Genomic DNA, 18,551 nt, shown 5'->3' on the forward strand with positions numbered 1-18,551 from the left:
GCGTGATCACCTCGAGCGGCGACGGAGCGGTGCCGCCTCGGCATGCACCGCCCCGTCCGCCCGGCGTCTGCTCGCGCGGGAGATGCGCAGGGTCTTGATCTCGAAGGGGCGGAACGCCAGCTGCACGGTGCCGTCCTCCCCGCGCTGGTGCGCGGAGCGGAAGGCCGGGGCGTCCTCGCCGAAGGGACGCTCCAGCAGGTCCACCACGGTGACCTCCCCGCCGTCGAGCTCTCCGTCGAGGGTCACCGAGGCAGCCGCCCTGGCCCCCTCGGACTCGTACAGGCGCACCACCAGGTCGCCGGAGCGGTCCTCGGCCAGCTTCACCGTCTCCACCAGCACATTCGGTGCGTCCACGGCCACCAGTGGCGCGGCGATGGCCTGCGCGGCCGCCGCGGGCGCCTGCCGCTCGGGCAGGTTGATCCGGTAGCCCTCCTCGACGGCCTCCCGGATACCCGCGCCCGGACGCACCGAGACCCGCATCGTGTAGTGGCCGTGATCGGCACCCGGATCGGGGTACTCGGGCGCGCGCACCAGGGTGAGGCGGGCCGTGGTGGTGGTGCCGCCGTCGTCCTCGCGCACGGTGCGCAGCACGTCGTGGCCGTAGGTGGAGTCGTTCGCGATGGCCACGCCGTAGTCGCCCTCGGCCACGTGCACCCAGCGGTGCGCGCAGGTCTCGAAGCGGGCGAAGTCCCAGGTGGTGTTCACGGGGACGGGGCGGTCCACGTGACCGAACTGGATCTCGCTGCTCATGTGCGCCGCCCGCACGTCCAGCGGGAACGCAAGCTTGAGGGCCTTCTTGCGCTCGGTCCAGTCCAGGTCGTTGACGATCTCCAAGGAGGTGTCCCCCGGGCGCAGCACGAAGGTCTTCACGATCGTGGATCCCGCACCGGTCACGCCCCGACTCTCCGCATCCTCCGGGAGCTCGGTGGTGTACGTGTAGGAGACCCGCACGCCGCCCTCGTCCTCGCTGACCTCCACCCCGGTGGGGGTGTCGATGTCGCGCACCACGTGGCGGTAGAACTCGTCGATGTCCCAGGCGTCCCAGGCGTTGGGAGTGTCGCGGTGCAGCTGCAGGAGCGCGCCGCGCTCACCGGGGGCGATGGCCTCACGGCCGGTGGCGCGGTCCCGCAGGGACACGATGGAGCCGGTCCCGTCCAGCACGGCCCGCAGGTGCTCGTTCTCCACGGTGACCGTGTCACCCTCGCGGATCACCACCACGGCCTCCTGGGGGGCCTCCACGGGGCCCGCCCCGTAGGCGGGCACGCCGCGGCGGGCAACGGGAGTGGTGTTGACCAGCACCTGCTCGGCACCTGCACCTGCGTCCCCCGAAGTGGCACCGTCCTCGGCACTGCCGCCCAGGGCCGCCAGGGCCTGCTCGATGATCTCCCCGGCACGCTCGGCGAGCGCGGCGTGGCTGCGCTCGGCGTCGCGGTGCACCCAGGCGATCGAGGAGCCCGGCAGGATGTCGTGGAACTGGTTCAGCAGCGCGTCCTCCCACAGCTCCTCGAGCTGCTCGTGGGGGTACTTGAACCCGCTGCGGATCGCGGCCAGGGAGGCCAGGAACTCGGTCTCGTGCAGCAGGTGCTCGCTGCGTCGGTTGCCCTGCTTGGTCCCGGGCTGGGCGGAGAAGGTGCCGCGGTGCAGCTCCAGGTACAGCTCGCCGTTCCACACCGGCGCGTCCGGGTACTCCTCGCGGGCCCGCTCGAAGAACTGCTCCGAGGTGCCGAACTCGACCTTCGGGGAGCCCTCGAGGTCGGCCGCGCGGCGACCGGCGGCCATCATCTCGCGGGTGGGACCACCACCGCCGTCGCCCCAGCCGAACAGGTCGATGCCGATGCTGGAGCGGCCCTTCTCCTTGAAGTTGCGCTCGAAGTAGGCCAGCTCCTCACCGGAGAGCATTCCGTTGTAGGTGTCGGCCGGCGGGAAGTGGGTGAACACGCTGGTGCCGTCGATGCCCTCCCAGCGGAAGGTGTGGTGGGGGAAGGTGTTGACCTGGTTCCAGGAGACCTTCTGGGTCAGGAAGAACTCGTGACCGGCCAGCGCCGTGATCTGCGGCAGTGCGGCGGAGTAGCCGAAGGAGTCCGGCAGCCAGGTCTCCCTGGTCTCCACCCCGAAGTTCTCCAGGAAGAACCGTTTGCCGGCCACGAACTGGCGGGCCATGGCCTCGGATCCGGGCATGTTGGTGTCCGACTCCACCCACATGCCGCCCACCGGTGCGAAGCGTCCCTCGGCCACGCGCTCCTTGATTCGGGCGAACAGCTCGGGGTACCGGTCCTTCAGCCATTTGTACTGCTGGGCGGAGGAGGCGGAGAAGGTGATGTCAGGGTCGTTCTCGATCAGCGTGCACACGTTGGAGAAGGTGCGGGCCACCTTGCGGACGGTCTCCCGTACCGGCCACAGCCAGGCGGAGTCGATGTGGGCGTGGCCGGTGGCCAGCACCGTCAGGGCCGACGCCCCGGCCGGGGACTCCAGCACCGGGCGCAGCACCTCGCGGGCGATCCGGGCAGTGCCGGGCATGTCGTCGGGGTCGGCGGCGTCCAGGGCCGCTTCCAGTGCGCGCAGGATCTCGTGGCGTCGCTGGCTCTTCTCCGGCAGGGAGACCATCAATCCGCGCAGGGCGCGCACGTCCTCCGCGAGCTCCCAGATCTGCACGTCACGGCGGGCCAGCTGGAGCTCCTTGATCCGGTACAGGTCCTCCTCCGGGATGGTGTCCGGGTCACCCAGCGGGGTGGGTGAGAAGCTCCAGTCGCCGGAGACCATGGGGTTCGCGGCGCACTCGAGGTAGTAGTCCAGCTGCTCGCCGGGCGTGACCGGGAGGTAGCGGTTGTAGGGGTTGATGGCCTTGACTGGCACGCCGTCGGGGGTGAACACGAGGGCCTCGGCCTGGAAGCCGGGCTGACCGGTGAAGTTGAGGTCGACGATCAGCTCGCAGGCGGAGGTGTCGTCCTGGGCCCACTCGGAGGGGACGGTGCCGGTGACGTGCAGCCAGGTGGTGGACCAGGCGCGGCCCAGTCGGGCGCCCACCTCGATGGGCTCGTACTGCTGGGCGATGGCCTCACGCGGCGGGATCGGCTCCCCGGGTACGCGGTAGGCGGTGATCTGCACCTCCGCCCGCTCCTGGTAGATCTTCGCGGCCAGGCTGTCCTGGACGAAGCGGCTGATCCGGGACTCGGTGAGTTCCCTGTCGTCGAACATGGAGGGGCTCCTCGTGGCGGCGGCGCGCCGATGGGACGTCGGGTGGGCTTCCGGAGCATCGAGCCTACCCAGGGGTGAGGCCCGCGTCACGGTGTCGCCACACCATGCTAAAGCGCTTCAGCCCCGTCATCCCGCCAACCGGTCCCCCCGCCGCCCAGTCACCCGGTCGCCCAGCCACCTAGTCCCCCGGCTGCCCAGCCACCTAGTCCCCCGGCCGCCCAGACCCCAGCCACCTAGTCCCCCAGCCGCCCAGCCACCTAGTCCCCCGGCCGCCCAGACCCCAGCCGCCCAGTCCCCCGGCCGCCCAGACCCCAGCCGCCCAGCCACCTAGTCCCCGGCCGCCTGAGAACCTGTCACCCCACAAATGGGCGCAATGCGGCATCCCCACGACAAGAAGAGCGCGTCCGTCGGCGTGTTGCGCCCAAAAGTCGGGATCCCCAGCGGCCGGCGTCAGCGCCTGCCGAACTCCTCGAGCACCGCGTCGGAGAGCAGCGGCATCACCCTGCGGTGGGCGTCGCAGAAGTCGTGCGAGGTTCCCACCACCAGGGCGAGGTCGGCGCGGGGGTCCACCCAGAACGCGCAGCCGCGCATCCCGAAGTGCCCGAAGGTCTCCTCGCTGTTGTCGGCGCCTGTCCAATGGGGGCTCTTGGTGCCACGCACCTCGAAGCCGAGCCCGAAAGGGTTGGGGCTCTGCTTGCCGAAGCCGGGCATGATGCCCACCAGCTCGGGCAGCTGAGGGGTGGTCATCTGGCGGTGCCACTCCGGCTCCAGCAGGGTGGGGCGAAGCATCTCGGCGGCGAACAGGGCCAGGTCGGCCAGGGGGCCCACCGCACCCACCGAGGCCGAGCCGCCCCACTCCAGGTGGTCCATCCCCAGCGGCTCTGCGACGCGCTCGGTGACCCAGTCGCCGAAGTCGCGCCCCAGCGCACGCTCCACGTGACGCGATGCCTCGTCGATGCCGTAGTTGGAGTAGTGCCGGCGCTGCCCGGGCGGCTGCAGGGTGTTGGGCGACTCGTAGGTGCAGCCGGAGGCATGGGTGAGCAGGTGCCGCAGGGTCGACCCGGGAGGCCCGGCCTCGTCGTCGAGGTGAACCCGCCCTTCCTGCAGGGCGATGGTGCAGGCCAGGCCGGTCACGGTCTTGGTGACCGAACGCCAGGCACGGGGCAGGTCCAGGTCTCCGCGCTGGGCGCGCATGCCCTCGGGCCCGAGCGCGACGGCGGCGGCCTCGAAGCCGAACTCGTCCAGCAGGTCCAGGGCTCTCATCCGGCCCATCCCCTCCGGAGGGCGGTGCGCATCAGTTCGCGCATCGGTTCCGCCCCGGCCGCCCCGTGCATGTCACCAGCCCTGCTCGGCACGGGCCAGGATCGCATCGGTGAGGGCGGGCCAGTTCTCCTGATGGACAGGGCCGAAGGGCTCCTCGCCCAGGAACGCGGCGGTGAGGCCGCGAGTGGGGTCCACCCACAGGAAGGAGCCCGACTGCCCGAAGTGGCCGAAGGTCTCCGGAGCGGACCCACTGCCGGTCCAGTGCGGCTCCTTGTGGTCGCGGATCTCGAAGCCGAGGCCCCAGTCGTTGTGCTTCTGGCGGCCGTAGCCGGGCAGGATGCCGGAGAGATCGGGGAACTGCACAGTGGTGGCCTCGCGCCACAGCGGCTCGGGGATCAGGGTGGGGGTCAGCAGCTCCCGGCCCACGGCGAGCAGATCACGGATGCTGCCGCGGTAGCCGGCGGCGGGGCTGCCCTCCACGTCCAGATCAGGGAGCTCGAGCCCGGCGACGACCGTCTGCTCCATCCAGTCGGGGAAGTCGTAGCCGGTGGCCTGCTCCACGTGGGCGGCGAGGACCTCGAAGCCGGTGTTGGAGTAGATCCGGCGGGATGCGGGGCGGGCGACCACGTCCTCCCCGTCGAATCCGTAGCCGGCGGTGTGGGCCAGCAGGTGCCGCACGGTGGCACCTTCGGGGCCGGCCGCCTCGTCGAGGTCCACCAGGCCGCGGTCCACGGCCATCAGCACTCCGAGGGCCGCGATCGGCTTGGAGACACTGGCCAGGGGCCATACGGCGCGGTCGTCACCTTCGACGTGCACGGCGGCATCGGCATCGCTCACCCCCAGTGCGCAGGCGAAGGCGAAGGCATCGGCAGGGATCAGGTCGGTAGCCACGGGGCCAGGATCCCACACTGCACCCCGCCCGCCGGATGGGATCTCGATCGGGCCACGGCAGGGCTGTGACCTGCGTTTAGACGAAAGTAGCAAAATGCCCGGACAGCAATCGACTTTACTCCTTGCTTACGTTTCCTTGGTGGGCGCATGATGTGAGTGCGGACACGAGGTCCGCTTCGGGGAAGTACACGACCCATACGGGGGAGACATGAACGACATCATCGGCGCCGCGGCACTGGCACACGACATGGAGCTGCCACCATCGGGGGCTGCCACACCGTCCCGGCGAGCACTGATCCTGGGCACCGGCGTCCTCGCCGCCGGAGGTGCGTTCACCCTCGGCGTCTCGCCCGCCGACGCCGCACCGGCGATGCGGCTGGGTTCGCGCGGCAGTTCCGTCCTGGCCCTGCAGAAGGACCTCACGCGGCTGAAGTACTGGCTGGGCACCCCTGACGGCAGTTTCGGACCCCTCACCCAGCAGGCGGTGTTCGCCGTGCAGAAGGCGGCAGGACTGAGCCGCGACGGCTCGGCAGGCCCCCGCACCCAGGATGCGATCCGTCGCGGGGTGCAGCCCCGTCGGCGCATCACCAGCGGCACGGGCTTCGAGGTCAACAAGCCCTCCCAGCTGCTCATCGCCACCAGCAACGGCAAGCTCTCCTACATCCTGAACACCTCGACCGGCAGCGGTGAGCGCTACTACTCCGGCGGCCGCTGGAAGCGCGCCACCACTCCCACCGGCGACTTCCGGATGTTCCGCCTCCACAGTCGCGGTTGGCAGTCCGGCCCGTTGGGCGACATGTACCGTCCCGGCTACTACGACCGCGGATGGGCGATCCACGGCTCGCGCAGCATCCCCGCCTACCCCGCCTCCCACGGCTGCTCCCGCATCTCCACCGCCGCCAGCGACATGCTGTGGTCGCGCAGCTGGTTCATCAGTGGCCGCCGGGTGCTGATCTACTGACCCCTTCGCGCCCCGGTCCCCGGCCCTGCCTTTACGAGACCTGCACGAATCCCTCGCCGCCCCTGCCGCTCCCGGTCCGGCCTCGGACCTTGCGCCGCGATACGATCGACCCGATCGACACAGCGCAGGCCCTCGCCGACCCGGCGGGCCGCAGGAGGCACGAGAGCGAAGGACCACCGTGGGGATCTTGGATCGCATCGAGCGCACCCTCGACCGGGGTGTGACGAGCGTGTTCTCGCAGGGCCGGGGGCAGCTCAAGCCGCTGGACCTCGCCCAGGGGCTCAAGCGCGAGTGCGATGACCAGATCCAGGTGCTGGACCGCACCCGCACCCTGGCACCCAACGTCTACACCGTGTACCTGCACTCCGAGGACTTCGACCGCTTCGCCTCGTGGCAGGACACCCTGGTGGACGAGCTGGAGCGCGTGGTGATCGAGCACGCCGACAAGCAGCGCTACATGTTCGTGGGCGGGGTGAGCGTGGGCCTGGAGAGCGACGACGAGGTGCGCCCGGGCCGGTTCGAGACGGAGTCCCGCACGGAACGCGGCAACGCCGCGCCCGCCACCGACGCCGCGCAATCGGGCTCGGCCGGTCATCCGCTGGTGGAGATCGACGGCCAGCAGTACCTGCTCACCGGTCCGGTCACCGTGATCGGTCGCGGCGGGGACGCCGACATCATCCTCGAGGACACGGGCGTGTCCCGCCACCACCTCGAGCTGCGCAGCGAGGAGGACGGCACCCTGGTGGCCACCGATCTCGGCTCGACCAACGGGACCTTCGTGGACGGGGAGCGGATCCGCACCCCCGTGGTCCTGCAGGACCGCTCCATGGTCAAGATCGGCCGCACCCGGCTCACGGTGCTGCGCCCCGACGCCGACCCGGCCACCTGGTGAGCGGCGCATGAGTGAACTGACCATCGTCGCCCTGCGCCTGGGGTTCGTGCTGGCGCTGTGGGTGTTCGTGATCGCGGTGCTGCTGGTGCTGCGCAACGACCTGTTCGGCACCACCGTGGTCACGCGTGCCCGCAAGGACCCCCGCCGTGAGCAGCGCCCCTCGGCGGATCCGGCGAACCCCGCGAAGGTGGGCGGCGGCCGCACCGATCCCGCCGTGACCGTGACCTCCCTGGTGGTCACGGCAGGGCCCCTGCGAGGCACCTCCCTCACGCTGGGCTCCACGCCGGTGCTGATCGGCCGTGCCCCCGAGTGCACCCTGGTGCTGGATGACGACTACGCCTCCAATCGCCACGCCCGCGTGTTCCAGCGGGACGGGGAGTGGATGGTGGAGGACCTGGGGTCCACCAACGGGACCCTGGTGTCCGACCGTCGGATCGAGGGGGCCGTGGCCTTCCGACCCGGCGCACAGGTGCGGATCGGCCGCACCGAGATCGAGCTGAGACGAGGTCCCCGATGACCATCGCACTGCGGTACGTCGCCCGTTCTGACGTGGGCCTCGTGCGCTCGAACAACCAGGACTCCGGCTACGCCGGCAGTCACCTGCTGGCCGTGGCCGACGGCATGGGCGGGCATGCGGGGGGCGACGTCGCCTCCTCCGTGGCCATCGGCCGCCTGATGCGGCTGGACAGCGAGACCCCTGCCTCGGACATGGTGGCCGCGCTGGAGGAGACCGTGCTGGACGCCAACCAGGAGATCCTGCGGCGCGCCCGTGACGAACCGCAGCTGGCGGGCCTGGGCACCACCATCACCGCGCTGCTGCGCACCGAGGGGAAGTTCGCCCTCGCCCACATCGGGGACTCCCGCGCGTACCTGCTGCGCGATGGCGAGACCACGCAGGTCACCAAGGACCACACCTTCGTGCAGCGACTGCTGGACGAGGGCAGGCTCACCGAGGAGGAGGCCGAGCGCCACCCCCAGCGCTCCGTGCTGATGCGGGTGCTGGGCGACGTCGACGCCGACCCCGAGCTGGACCTGTCCCTGCGGCCCGCGCACGTGGGCGACCGGTGGATGCTGTGCTCCGACGGGCTCTCCGGCCTGGTGAGTCTGGAGACCATCGGCCGCACCATGCAAGAGATCGAGGATCCGGACGAGTGCGCCGACACCCTGGTCCAGATGGCCCTCAAGGGCGGCGGACCGGACAACATCACCTGCATCATCGCCGACGTGGTGGACCTGGACCGCTTGCCCCGCGGCACGGAGCCCCCCTCGACCGCGCCCCAGATCGTGGGATCGGCGGCCCGCACCCGCAATCAGCCCACCTCCGCCTCCGGCCCCGCCGCCAAGGCGGCGGCACTGACCCGATCGGATGCGGAGGTGCCGTATGCCGATGAGGACTTCTCCGAGGACGAGCCCCCGCGGCGCAGCCCCTGGCCCGCACTCGCGGCCGTGCTGCTGCTGCTGGCCGTGATGGCCGGTGCCCTGTGGGCCGCCTACGCATGGTCGCAGAAGCAGTTCTTCGTGGGCACCGACGGCACCCACGTGGTGATCTACCAGGGCCTGGCCCAGGACCTGGGGCCCATCCCGCTGTCCTCCCCGGTGGAGGTGACGGACATCGAGCTCGATCAGCTGCCGCCGATCATGCGTCAGCAGGTGCAGCGCACCATCTCCGCCCCGGATCGGGAAGCGGCCGACGAGGTGGTGCAGCGGCTCGCCGGTGCCGCCCAGATCAACGCCCCGGCCACCCCCACCACCGACCCCGCCGACGGCACCGACGGCCCCGACGGCACCGGTGAACCCTCGCAGTCCACCGAGCCCGCCGACCCGTCCGGCCCCGCCCCGTCGGAGCCCGCGGAAGAGGCACCCGGCGGTCTCGACCCGCTGCCGTCGCGCACGGAGCGCACCGCCACCCCACCGGATGACGGCGAGACGAGCTGATGGCCACCATCGTCTCCTACACCGCCCGGCCCCGCAGGGTCACCCAGGCCCTGCTGCTGGCCTTCGCGGTGGGGGTGGGTGTCACGGCCTATGCCCTGGTGGGGCTGGGCCGCTTCGAGGAGCTGCCCTCGAACCTGATGCAGGTGGGCATCGGAGCGGCCGTGGTGGCCGTCCTGCTGCAGATCGCGGTCATGTGGCGCGCCCCGTACGCCGACCCCACGATCCTGCCGATCGTGGTGCTGATGAACATGATCGGCATCGCGGTGATCGCCAGCATCGACTCCGCCAAGGCCCTGTACACCTCGACCGCCACGCATGTCGCCGACCGGCAGATGATCTGGACGGTGCTCGGGGCGGTGCTGTGCATCGCCGTGCTGGTGCTGCTGCGCGACCACCGCTGGCTGCGCCGCTACACCTGGATCTTCGCCTCCCTGGGGGCCGTCCTGCTGCTGATGCCGCTGGTGCCCGGGCTGGGGGACGAGCGCAACGGTTCACGGATCTGGATCTCCATCGCGGGCAACAGCTTCCAGCCGGCCGAGCTGGCCAAGATCGCCTTCGCGATCTTCTTCGCCGGGTACCTGGTCTCCCGCCGCGACACCCTGGCCCTGGCCGGCCCCAAGGTGCTGGGCATCCACCTGCCGCGCTGGTCCGACTTCGGGCCCATCCTGGTGGCCTGGGGCTTCGCCATGGCCGTGCTGGTGTTCCAGACCGACCTGGGCACCTCCCTGATGTTCTTCGGCCTGTTCGTGGTGATGCTGTACGTGGCCACCGACCGTCTGAGCTGGCTGGTGATCGGGGCCGTGATGTTCCTGCCGCCGGCGGTGTTCGCCGCCACCCAGATGTCCCATGTGCGCCGCCGCCTCACCTGCTGGCTGGACCCCCTGTCACGGGAGAACTTCGATACCTGCGGGCAGGTCAACGCCGGCCTGTTCGGGCTGGCCAACGGTGGCATCACCGGCGCCGGGCTGGGCGATGGCCGCCCGAACGTGGTGCCGCACGCGGAGTCCGACTTCATCTACACCTCCCTGGCGGAGGAGCTGGGCCTGGTGGGCGCCTTCGCGGTGCTGCTGCTGTACCTGCTGCTGGTGCAGCGATCGTTGCGCGCCGCCGTGGGGATCTCCGACGGCTTCGGCACCCTGCTGGCCGGAGGCCTCGGCTTCGTGATGGCGCTGCAGGTGTTCGTGGTGGTCGGCGGGATCACCCGGGTGATCCCCCTGACCGGCCTGACCCTGCCGTTCCTCGCCGCCGGCGGCAGCTCCCTGGTGTGCAACTGGATCATCGCGGGGATCCTGGTGCGGCTCTCCGACGCCGCCCGCCGCCCCGCCGCCCGCCAGGTCGCCGGCACCTCCCCCACCACCCCGGCGGAGGTGATGGCGTGAACAAGCCCCTGCGTCACGTGTGGCTCGTGGTGAGCCTGCTGTTCCTGCTGCTGTTCACTTCCACCACCTACTTCCAGGTGGTGGCCCAGGGCCGCCTGAACGCCGATGGCCGCAACGTGCGGACGATCTACAACGAGTTCGGTCGGCACCGCGGGCCGATCGTGGTGGACGGCACCGCGATCGCCGCCTCGGTGGAGTCCGGTGACACCTACGGCTACCTGCGCACCTATGATCCCGGGGCGATGTACGCCCCGGTCACCGGGTACTACTCGGTGATCTACGGCTTCTCCGGCATCGAGCGGGCACTGAACGACACCCTCTCCGGTGATGCCGATGCCCTGTTCTACCAGCGCATCTCCGACATCCTCTCCGGTGAGCAGGGGCAGGGCGCCACGGTCGAGCTCACCGTGGACTCGAAGGCCCAGCAGGCGGCCTGGGAGGCCCTGGGCGACCAGCGCGGCGCCGTGGTGGCACTGGACCCCGGCACCGGTGCGGTGCTGGCGATGGTCTCCACCCCCAGCTACGACCCCAACCGCCTGGCCAGCCACAGCTCCTCCGAGGTGCAGGCCGCCTGGAAGGAGCTGAACGAGGACCCGTCCCGACCGATGACCAACCGCGCCACCGGCGGCGACCTGTACCCGCCCGGTTCGGCCTTCAAGCTGGTGGTGGCGGCCTCGGCCCTGGACTCGGGGCAGTACACCCCGGACACGGTGATCCCCGGGCCCGGCGTGTACCAGCTGCCCAACTCCTCCTCGCAGATGAACAACCATGCCGGCGGCGACCAGACCCCCTGTGGCCCGGACGACTCCTCGACCCTCTCCGATGCGCTGCGGCAGTCCTGCAACACCTCCTTCGCCCTGCTGGGCCAGGAGCTGGGTGAGGACCAGCTGCGCGGGACCGCCGAGAAGTTCGGCTTCGGTGCGCGACTGGAGATCCCGCTGGCCGTGACCCCCTCCACGATCGGCACCGACCTGGACGGCGCCCAGTTGGCCACCACCTCGATCGGCCAGTACGAGACCCGGGTGACCCCGGTGCAGATGGCGATGGTGGCCTCCGCCTTCGCCAACGACGGGGTGGTGATGGAGCCGCAGCTGATCCGCTCGGTGCGCACCTCGGACCTGTCCTCGATCGCGGAGCTCACCCCGCGCGAGGTGGGCCAGCCGGTCACCGCGTCCGGGGCCGCGCAGATGCGGCAGATGATGATCGAGGCCGTCGAGAACGGCACCGGCAGCGCCGCCCGCATCGACGGGGCCGAGGTGGGCGGCAAGACGGGCACGGCCCAGTGGGGCGAGGGGCGCACGCCCCACTCGTGGTTCGTCGGGTACGCGCAGATGGGCGAGCGCGAGGTCGCCATCGCTGTGCTGGTGGAGGAAGGCGGATACGGATCGAGGGTGGCAGCCCCGATCGCACAGGACGTCATGGAAGCGGTGATCACGGGATGAAGACGCGGCAGGGACTCGTCCTCGAAGGACGCTACGAACTGGACTCCCTCATCGCCACCGGCGGGATGGGCGAGGTGTGGAAGGGCCACGACCAGGAGCTGAACCGCGTGGTCGCCGTGAAGGTGCTTCGTGAGGAGTACGCGGGAGAGGACGGCTTCCTCAAGCGCTTCCGGGCCGAGGCGCGGCACACCGCCGCCCTCTCCCATGACGCCATCGCCGGGCTGTACGACTACGGCGAGCTGGACGGCCGTGCCTACATCGTGATGGAGCTGTGCCCGGGCCGGCCGCTGTCGGACATCATCGAGGAGAACCCCAGCGGGCTCCCCGAGCACCGGGTGATCCCGGTGCTGATCACCCTGGCCCGCGCACTGGATGCCGCGCACTCCAAGGGCGTGGTGCACCGTGACGTAAAGCCCGAGAACGTGCTGGTGGACGAGGATGCCGACTGGTCGATGAAGATCACCGACTTCGGCATCGCCCGCAGCAACGACCAGGCGCGGCTGACCAAGACCGGCCTGGTGATGGGCACCGCCCAGTACCTCTCGCCCGAGCAGGCGATGGGCAAGCAGGCCACCTCCCTCTCGGACATCTACGCCCTGGGCATCGTGGCCTACGAGATGCTGGCCGGGCACCGGCCCTTCACCGGGTCCAGCCAGGTGGAGATCGCGATGGCGCAGGTGAAGCAGCAGCCTCCGGAGCTGCCCTCGCACATCCATCCGGACCTGCAGCGCCTGGTGATGATGTCACTGGCGAAGGCCCCCGCGAACCGTCCCCGCTCCGCGGCAGCGGTGGCGAGGATCCTGGAGGCCATCCAGCGGGGTGCGGAACCGCGCTTCACCACCGGTGCCATCCCCTCGCTCACCGGTGAGCAGCGTGCCGGCGCCGAACCGGGTACCGGAACCGGCGCCTCCGCAGGCAGCGGCCCGGCTCCGTCCCCCGGCAGCGCCTCCCCCACCGGGACGCGCACCGCGGCGATGCCGCTACCGATGTCCGGTCGTGGCCGCGGTGTGCGCCACCGCTCCGGGCCGTCCGCTCAGTCGGCGGTCTCCGGCCCGTCGGCCCTGTCGGCCTCCTCCGCTTCCTCGGCACCGCGCTCCTCCTCCGCGCCGCGCTCCTCCTCCGCGCCGCGCTCCTCCTCGCGCACCGGATCGGGTCCGGCCCTGCCCGCGCCCGATGGCGCCCACGGTGGCAGCCCCACCTCCCTGGACGGGGTGGACACCGCTCCGTCGGAGCGCACCGTGCACGGCACCACCACCGGTGCCCGCATCGGCCCGCTGTCGGTCCCGGGGATGATCCTGCTGATCCTGCTGGTCGCGGTGATCGCCCTGGCAGTGGCCGGAGGAATGGGATGGCTACCGCTCGGTTCGGCAGGCGTGTCCCAGGACGGTGCCGAGGCGATGGAGCAAGCACGTACGATGATTCGATCGGTCGATGTCGGCCACGGCTCGAGGACGGTAGTGCAGTGAGTGATGGAAACGTGGTCCTCGGGGGCCGGTACACCCTGGGGCGTGTCCTGGGCAACGGCGGCATGGCCGAGGTGTTCCTGGCGGAGGACACCCGCCTGCATCGCACGGTCGCGGTGAAGGTTCTGCGCTCGGACCTGGCGCGGGACGCCAGTTTCCAGGAGCGGTTCCGCCGGGAGGCGCAGAGCGCCGCCTCGCTGAACCACCCCTCGATCGTGGCCGTGTACGACACCGGCGAGGAGCACAGCACGTCCGTCACCGGGGCCGAGGTGACCATCCCGTACATCGTGATGGAGTACGTCGAGGGCAGCACCCTGCGTGCGTTCATCGATCCCGAGGACCCGATGGACGTGGCCCAGGCGGGCGAGGTGATGGCCGCGCTGCTGAGCGCACTGGAGTACTCCCACCGCGCCGGCATCGTCCACCGCGACATCAAGCCCGGCAACGTGATGATCACCGAGAGCGGCCAGGTCAAGGTGATGGACTTCGGCATCGCCCGGGCCGTGGCCGATGCCACCAGCGCCATGACCGCCACCCAGGCCGTGATGGGCACCGCCCAGTACCTCTCGCCCGAGCAGGCGCGCGGCCAGCTGGTCGATGCCCGCTCCGACATCTACTCCGCGGCCTGCGTGATGTTCGAGCTGCTCACCGGGCGGCCCCCCTTCACCGGCGACACCCCCGTGTCCATCGCCTACCAGCACGTGCGGGAGACCCCGCCCGCGCCCTCGCACTTCAACCCGGCGATCACCCCTGCGATGGACGCGGTGATCCTCACCGGACTGGCCAAGGACCGCGAGGAGCGGTACGCCAGTGCCGTCGCCTTCTCCCGCGACATCGCTGCGGTGATCTCCGGCCGCGCACCGGCCCTGGTGGCCGGGACGGTCCCCGCCGGTGCCGACGCCGACGCCACCACCGTGCTGAGCCCCATGGACGACGCCACCGAGGCCCTGCCCGTGATGGCCGGGGCCGCAGGAGGTGCCACCTCCGCACTCGCCGCTCAGCACACCGGGCCGATCACCGCCCAGAACGGCGCGGTGGTCACCCCCGGCAGCCCGCCGCCCGGTCCGGTCGACGAGAAGAAGAAGCGCACCCCGTGGTGGCTGATCGCCCTGGTGGTGGTGGCCGTCGTCGGCCTGCTCGCCGCCCTGGTGTGGTGGCTGGACCCCCTCGGTGACGACGGACCGGAGTCGGTCGCCGTCCCCGCCGTGGTCGGTGAGACGGAGGCCGACGCCCTGGCGCTGCTGGAGGACGTCGGGCTCAAGGGCGAGGTGGAGTACCAGAACTCGACAGACGTCGACGAGGGCACCGTCATCTCCTCGAACCCGGCACCGGAGGCGGCTGCCCCGGTGGGCAGCACCGTGGCCCTGACCGTCTCCTCCGGTCCGGAGGACGTCACCGTCCCCGATCTCGCCGGCAAGACCCGTGACGATGCGAGGGCGGAGCTCGAGGAGCTCGGTCTGGTGATGTCAGAAGGTGAGCAGGAGGACGCCCCGAAGCTCGAGTCCGGACAGATCGTGCGCAGCTCCCCGCAGGCGGGCAGCCCCGTGCAGCCGGGCAGCACGGTCGAGGTGGTGGTCGCCACCGGCAACGTGACGATGCCGAACCTCGATGGTGTGGACATCGAGGAGGCCACCAAGATCCTCGAGGACCTCGGCCTGGTGGCGGCTCCCACGGAGCGTGAGGACACCGAGAACGCACCCGGGACCGTGCTGGAGCAGAGCCGTCCCGCGGGCGAGCCCGTCCAGGTGGGGACCTCGGTGAACCTGATCGTGGCCCGCGAGGCCGGGCCGGCCACCGTGCCCAACGTCGAGGGGCGCACCCTGGAGGAGGCCACCCGGATCCTGGGGGATGAGGGCTTCGGGACCCCGACTGCACGCGAGCACCACGCCTCCGTCCCGGAGGGCCGGGTCATCCGCACCGAGCCCGGGGCGAACGAGGAGGTGGCCCGCGGCTCCTCGATCACGATCGTGGTGTCCCTGGGCCCGGAGCCCGCCCCCGAGCCCGAGCCCGAGCCGACCACCGAGGAGCCCGAGCCCACGGAGGAGCCCAGCCCCACCGAGGAGCCCGAGCCCACCTCCGAGGCCCCCGGGGAGAACCCCCCCACCGGGCCCGGCAACAACAACGGCCGCGGGCGAGGGAGCGGCAACGGTGGCTGAGCAGGAGACCGCCGGCACCCCGATCCTGGTGGTCGACAACTACGACAGCTTCGTCTACACCATCGTGGGCTACCTCGAGCAGATGGGCGCTGCGTGCACCGTGGTGCGCAACGACGAGGTCCCCCAGCAGGAGGACGGCACCGTGGACCTCACCGGCTTCGCCGGGGTGCTGGTCTCCCCCGGTCCCGGCAATCCCACCACCGCGGGGCGCTCCCTCGAGGTGATCGGTGCCTGCGCCGAGGTTCGGGTGCCGATGCTGGGCGTGTGCCTGGGGCACCAGGCGCTGGGCCAGTTCTACGGGGCCACCGTGCAGCACGCCCCGGAGCTGATGCACGGCCGCACCAGCGAGCTCACCCACGAGGGCCACAGCGTGTTCCAGGGGGCGCCCAGCCCCCTGACCGCCACCCGGTACCACTCGCTCACCGTGGTGCCCGCGACCATCCCCGAGCAGTTGGAGGTCACCGCGGCCACCGCGAGTGGGATCGTGATGGGCCTGGCCCACCGTGAGCTGCCCCTGCACGGGGTGCAGTTCCACCCCGAGTCGGTGCTGACGGAGAACGGGCACCTGATGCTGGCGCGCTTCCTGGAGCTGTGCGACGGCATCGACGCCGAGGAGCGCTCCCGGGGGCTCGCTCCCCTGCTGGCCTCCAGCTGACAGCCCTCAGGCCGTCCCCACACCACCCGGGGCGGTGACGTCACCGGGCTGGGGTGAGCCCACCAGGCCGTCGTTGAACGGCATGTACGGGGCGATCGCGGGGAACACCCACCCGAACAGCACCACCACGATCGCGGCCAGCGCCAGCAGGGTGATCAGCACCCGCACCCACAGCGGCCCGGGCAGGTGTCGGAACATCCAGCTGTACATCAGCCCTCCTCCTGCTCGGCGAGCGCCTCGGGGATGCCGTCGGCGCGATCTGTCCAGTAGGCGAACTCGGCGTGCACGATGTACCGCTCACGCGCGGAGTACATGGGGTGACAGGCGGTCAGGGTGAGCATCGCCTCGGTGGGCTCCACGTCCGGCTGGCCGGGGGCAGGTGCGATCACCTCGACCGCATCGGGCATCACCACCAGCGACTCGGTCACCTCGTACACGTAGAACGCATCGGCCGTCTCGATCACGATCGCATCGCCGTCCTCCAGGCGGGCGATGTCCTCGAAGGGCCGACCGTAGGTGTTGCGGTGACCGGCCACCGAGAAGTTGCCCACCTGGCCGGGCAGGGCCGTCTCCGGGTAATGGCCCACGCCCTTGACGTTGAGCACCTTCTCCAGGCTGACGCCCTCGGCCAGCGGCACCCGTTCACGATCGAACTCGGGCACGTGCATGGTGCCCCACACCATGGTGTCACCCAGGGTGTCCGGCACCGGCGGGGGGCCGTCCTGACGGGGGGCGATCTGCTGGTCCACCTCGCCCCATTGCTGGTCGAGCTCGGCGACGATGCCGTCCTGCTCGCGGTCGGCGATGACGTCGGTCCACCACAGCTGCCACACCAGGAACAGCAGCATCAGCGCGCCGGCAGTGAGCAGCAGCTCACCGAGCACGCCGATCACGCCGCCGAGGAGGGAGCGGCTGCGGGTGCGGTTGCCGGCACTGTGCGATCCGCGTGTCATCCGGTCCTCGCAACGTCGATGGTGAGCGAGCCCTCGAAGGCGGGAAGGGTGACCTCGTCCAGCGGCTCGGAGCGTTCACCGAGGCCCACGTACTCCACCCATTCGCGGTACACCTTCACGCTCGGGGCACTGTCCAGGGAGGCGATCATGGCGTCGGGGTCACCGATCGCGGTGATCACGAACGGCGGGGAGTACACCCGTCCTTCGAGCAGCAGGGTGTTGCCGGCGCAGCGGAACGCGCTGCCGTTGATGACGCGCTGGTCCTGCAGCATCATCGCCTCCGCACCGCCTGCCCACAGGGCATTGATGAACGCCTCCATGTCCTGCTGGTGCACCACCAGGTCGTCCGGCGTGACACCGGGGATGCTGCCCAGCGCACTGGTGGGGGCGTCGGACAGCGTGATGCGCACTCCGGGGCCGGAGACGGCGCTGAGGCCCACCGCATCAGCGACCAGCTGGGAGCGGTCCTCGGAGCTGCTGGTGCCCTGCGTGAGCTCCTCGATCCGGGTGCGCTTGGAGGCGGCGGCATCGGTGAGGTCCGAGATGGTGCGGCCGCGTTCGCGCAGCACCTCGGCCACGCTGCCGGACTCGTCACGGATCGACTCGCCGCCGGAGATTCGGGCGGTGCTCACGAACAGCACGCCGCACAGGCCCATCACCAGGCCCACGCCGATGCGGCCGGTGAGTTCGCGGCGCGTGGGGGTGGTGTGCCCGGTGTCATCGGCCATGGCCCCTCCCCTTCTCCTCGCGCTGTCGCCCCACGAGCATTACCCTAAGCCAAGGTCCGCACGTGCGGACCACCGTGCTCAGCGCGCGGTCACTGTGGTGAGGGAGCATCGACGTATGGCCAGGAGCAAGAGGAAGCGGTCCGCACGGGCGAAGGCTGCACCCGCAGCCGCGACGTCCGAGTCGGAGCACCTCGAGGAGCTCGCCCAGGACGACGTCGAGGACTCCAAGGACCCCAAGGACCCCAAGGACTCCAAGGACTCCAAGGACTCCAAGGACAAGGGTCCCCGCGCCGACACCGGCAAGGATCCGGTGCGGAAGAAGCGCACCCCGGCCAGGGCGGCCACCGGTGAGCTGGGCGAGAAGGCGAAGGATGCCTCCCGCTCGAAGTCCCCGAAGAAGTCCGCTGCCGCCGAGGGTGCCCGCAGCGGCCGCGGCCGTCGGGTCGCAGCCACCTCGCAGATGAACCCGCAGTGGCTGGTCCCCACGGCCGTCACCCTGCTGATCGTGGGCCTGGTGTACCTGGTCACCTACTACCTCTCCGCCGGCACCCTCCCGTTGCCGATCGGGGACTGGAACCTGGCCGCGGGCTTCGGACTGATCATGCTGGGTGGCGGCATGTTCATGTTCTGGAAGTGAC

General features: G+C 70.9%; 16 protein-coding genes. 10 read left to right on the forward strand and 6 right to left on the reverse strand.

Translation table 11 applies throughout. From position 1 onward, the window contains the following. Positions 1-6: 6 nt before the first annotated feature. The 3 genes from JOD52_RS14050 to JOD52_RS14060 all read right to left on the reverse strand — a co-directional run bounded on the left by JOD52_RS14050 (position 7) and on the right by JOD52_RS14060 (position 5,349). On the reverse strand, positions 7-3,195 hold the full coding sequence (locus JOD52_RS14050) for an alpha-mannosidase (protein WP_204410638.1): 3,189 nt from the start codon (positions 3,193-3,195) through the stop codon (positions 7-9). 450 nt (positions 3,196-3,645) lie between these two features. Beyond that, positions 3,646-4,458 carry a serine hydrolase domain-containing protein gene (locus tag JOD52_RS14055; protein ID WP_204410640.1) on the reverse strand — a complete coding sequence of 271 codons (813 nt, stop codon included), beginning with the start codon at positions 4,456-4,458 and terminating at the stop codon, positions 3,646-3,648. Between the two features lie 72 nt (positions 4,459-4,530). After that, on the reverse strand, positions 4,531-5,349 hold the full coding sequence (locus JOD52_RS14060) for a serine hydrolase (protein ID WP_259785517.1): 819 nt from the start codon (positions 5,347-5,349) through the stop codon (positions 4,531-4,533). A 208-nt stretch (positions 5,350-5,557) separates the two neighbouring features. Here JOD52_RS14060 and JOD52_RS14065 point away from each other — a divergent pair, with 208 nt between their 5' ends. The 9 genes from JOD52_RS14065 to JOD52_RS14105 all read left to right on the forward strand — a co-directional run bounded on the left by JOD52_RS14065 (position 5,558) and on the right by JOD52_RS14105 (position 16,232). Beyond that, a complete protein-coding gene (locus JOD52_RS14065) occupies positions 5,558-6,310 on the forward strand; it encodes a L,D-transpeptidase family protein (protein WP_017823212.1) in 753 nt (250 codons plus the stop codon). A gap of 178 nt (positions 6,311-6,488) precedes the next feature. Further along, positions 6,489-7,202, forward strand: coding sequence for an FhaA domain-containing protein (locus tag JOD52_RS14070; protein ID WP_017823211.1), 714 nt, complete (start codon positions 6,489-6,491; stop codon positions 7,200-7,202). Positions 7,203-7,209: 7 nt separating this feature from the next. Next, positions 7,210-7,719 (forward strand): FHA domain-containing protein FhaB/FipA, encoded by a 510-nt coding sequence (locus tag JOD52_RS14075; RefSeq protein WP_017823210.1) that lies wholly within the window; start codon positions 7,210-7,212, stop codon positions 7,717-7,719. After that, positions 7,716-9,137: a PP2C family protein-serine/threonine phosphatase gene (locus JOD52_RS14080; RefSeq protein WP_204410644.1), complete on the forward strand. Its 1,422-nt coding sequence runs from the start codon at positions 7,716-7,718 to the stop codon at positions 9,135-9,137. Before JOD52_RS14075 ends, JOD52_RS14080 begins: the two co-directional genes overlap by 4 nt. Continuing rightward, a complete protein-coding gene (locus JOD52_RS14085) occupies positions 9,137-10,516 on the forward strand; it encodes an FtsW/RodA/SpoVE family cell cycle protein (protein ID WP_204410646.1) in 1,380 nt (459 codons plus the stop codon). Before JOD52_RS14080 ends, JOD52_RS14085 begins: the two co-directional genes overlap by 1 nt. After that, positions 10,513-11,958 (forward strand): penicillin-binding transpeptidase domain-containing protein, encoded by a 1,446-nt coding sequence (locus JOD52_RS14090; protein WP_204410648.1) that lies wholly within the window; start codon positions 10,513-10,515, stop codon positions 11,956-11,958. The genes JOD52_RS14085 and JOD52_RS14090 overlap by 4 nt, the downstream gene beginning before the upstream one ends. After that, positions 11,955-13,424: a serine/threonine-protein kinase gene (locus JOD52_RS14095; RefSeq protein WP_204410650.1), complete on the forward strand. Its 1,470-nt coding sequence runs from the start codon at positions 11,955-11,957 to the stop codon at positions 13,422-13,424. The genes JOD52_RS14090 and JOD52_RS14095 overlap by 4 nt, the downstream gene beginning before the upstream one ends. Further along, positions 13,421-15,577, forward strand: coding sequence for a Stk1 family PASTA domain-containing Ser/Thr kinase (gene pknB / locus JOD52_RS14100; RefSeq protein ID WP_204410652.1), 2,157 nt, complete (start codon positions 13,421-13,423; stop codon positions 15,575-15,577). The genes JOD52_RS14095 and pknB overlap by 4 nt, the downstream gene beginning before the upstream one ends. After that, positions 15,570-16,232 carry a glutamine amidotransferase-related protein gene (locus JOD52_RS14105; RefSeq protein ID WP_204410653.1) on the forward strand — a complete coding sequence of 221 codons (663 nt, stop codon included), beginning with the start codon at positions 15,570-15,572 and terminating at the stop codon, positions 16,230-16,232. The genes pknB and JOD52_RS14105 overlap by 8 nt, the downstream gene beginning before the upstream one ends. Before the next feature lie 6 nt (positions 16,233-16,238). Here JOD52_RS14105 and JOD52_RS14110 read toward each other — a convergent pair whose 3' ends face one another. Genes JOD52_RS14110 through JOD52_RS14120 form a run of 3 tightly spaced genes read right to left on the reverse strand, consistent with a single transcriptional unit; the run spans position 16,239 to position 17,913 of the window. Then, the gene (locus JOD52_RS14110; protein ID WP_204410655.1) at positions 16,239-16,442 is read right to left on the reverse strand and encodes a hypothetical protein; all 204 of its coding nucleotides are present in this window, start codon (positions 16,440-16,442) and stop codon (positions 16,239-16,241) included. Further along, complete coding sequence (locus JOD52_RS14115) at positions 16,442-17,185, reverse strand: class E sortase (RefSeq protein WP_204410656.1); 744 nt, start codon at positions 17,183-17,185, stop codon at positions 16,442-16,444. The genes JOD52_RS14110 and JOD52_RS14115 overlap by 1 nt, the downstream gene beginning before the upstream one ends. Then, entirely contained in the window at positions 17,182-17,913 is a 732-nt protein-coding gene (locus JOD52_RS14120; RefSeq protein ID WP_204410658.1) for a DUF881 domain-containing protein, read from the reverse strand. The genes JOD52_RS14115 and JOD52_RS14120 overlap by 4 nt, the downstream gene beginning before the upstream one ends. 115 nt (positions 17,914-18,028) lie before the next feature. On the opposite strand from JOD52_RS14120, the gene JOD52_RS14125 reads away from it, so the two are divergent. Beyond that, positions 18,029-18,550, forward strand: coding sequence for a cell division protein CrgA (locus JOD52_RS14125; RefSeq protein WP_204410660.1), 522 nt, complete (start codon positions 18,029-18,031; stop codon positions 18,548-18,550). Position 18,551 lies beyond the last annotated feature (1 nt).

Origin of the sequence: Brachybacterium muris (assembly GCF_016907455.1) — a bacterium.
GTDB classification, from domain to species: Bacteria; Actinomycetota; Actinomycetes; order Actinomycetales; family Dermabacteraceae; genus Brachybacterium; species Brachybacterium muris.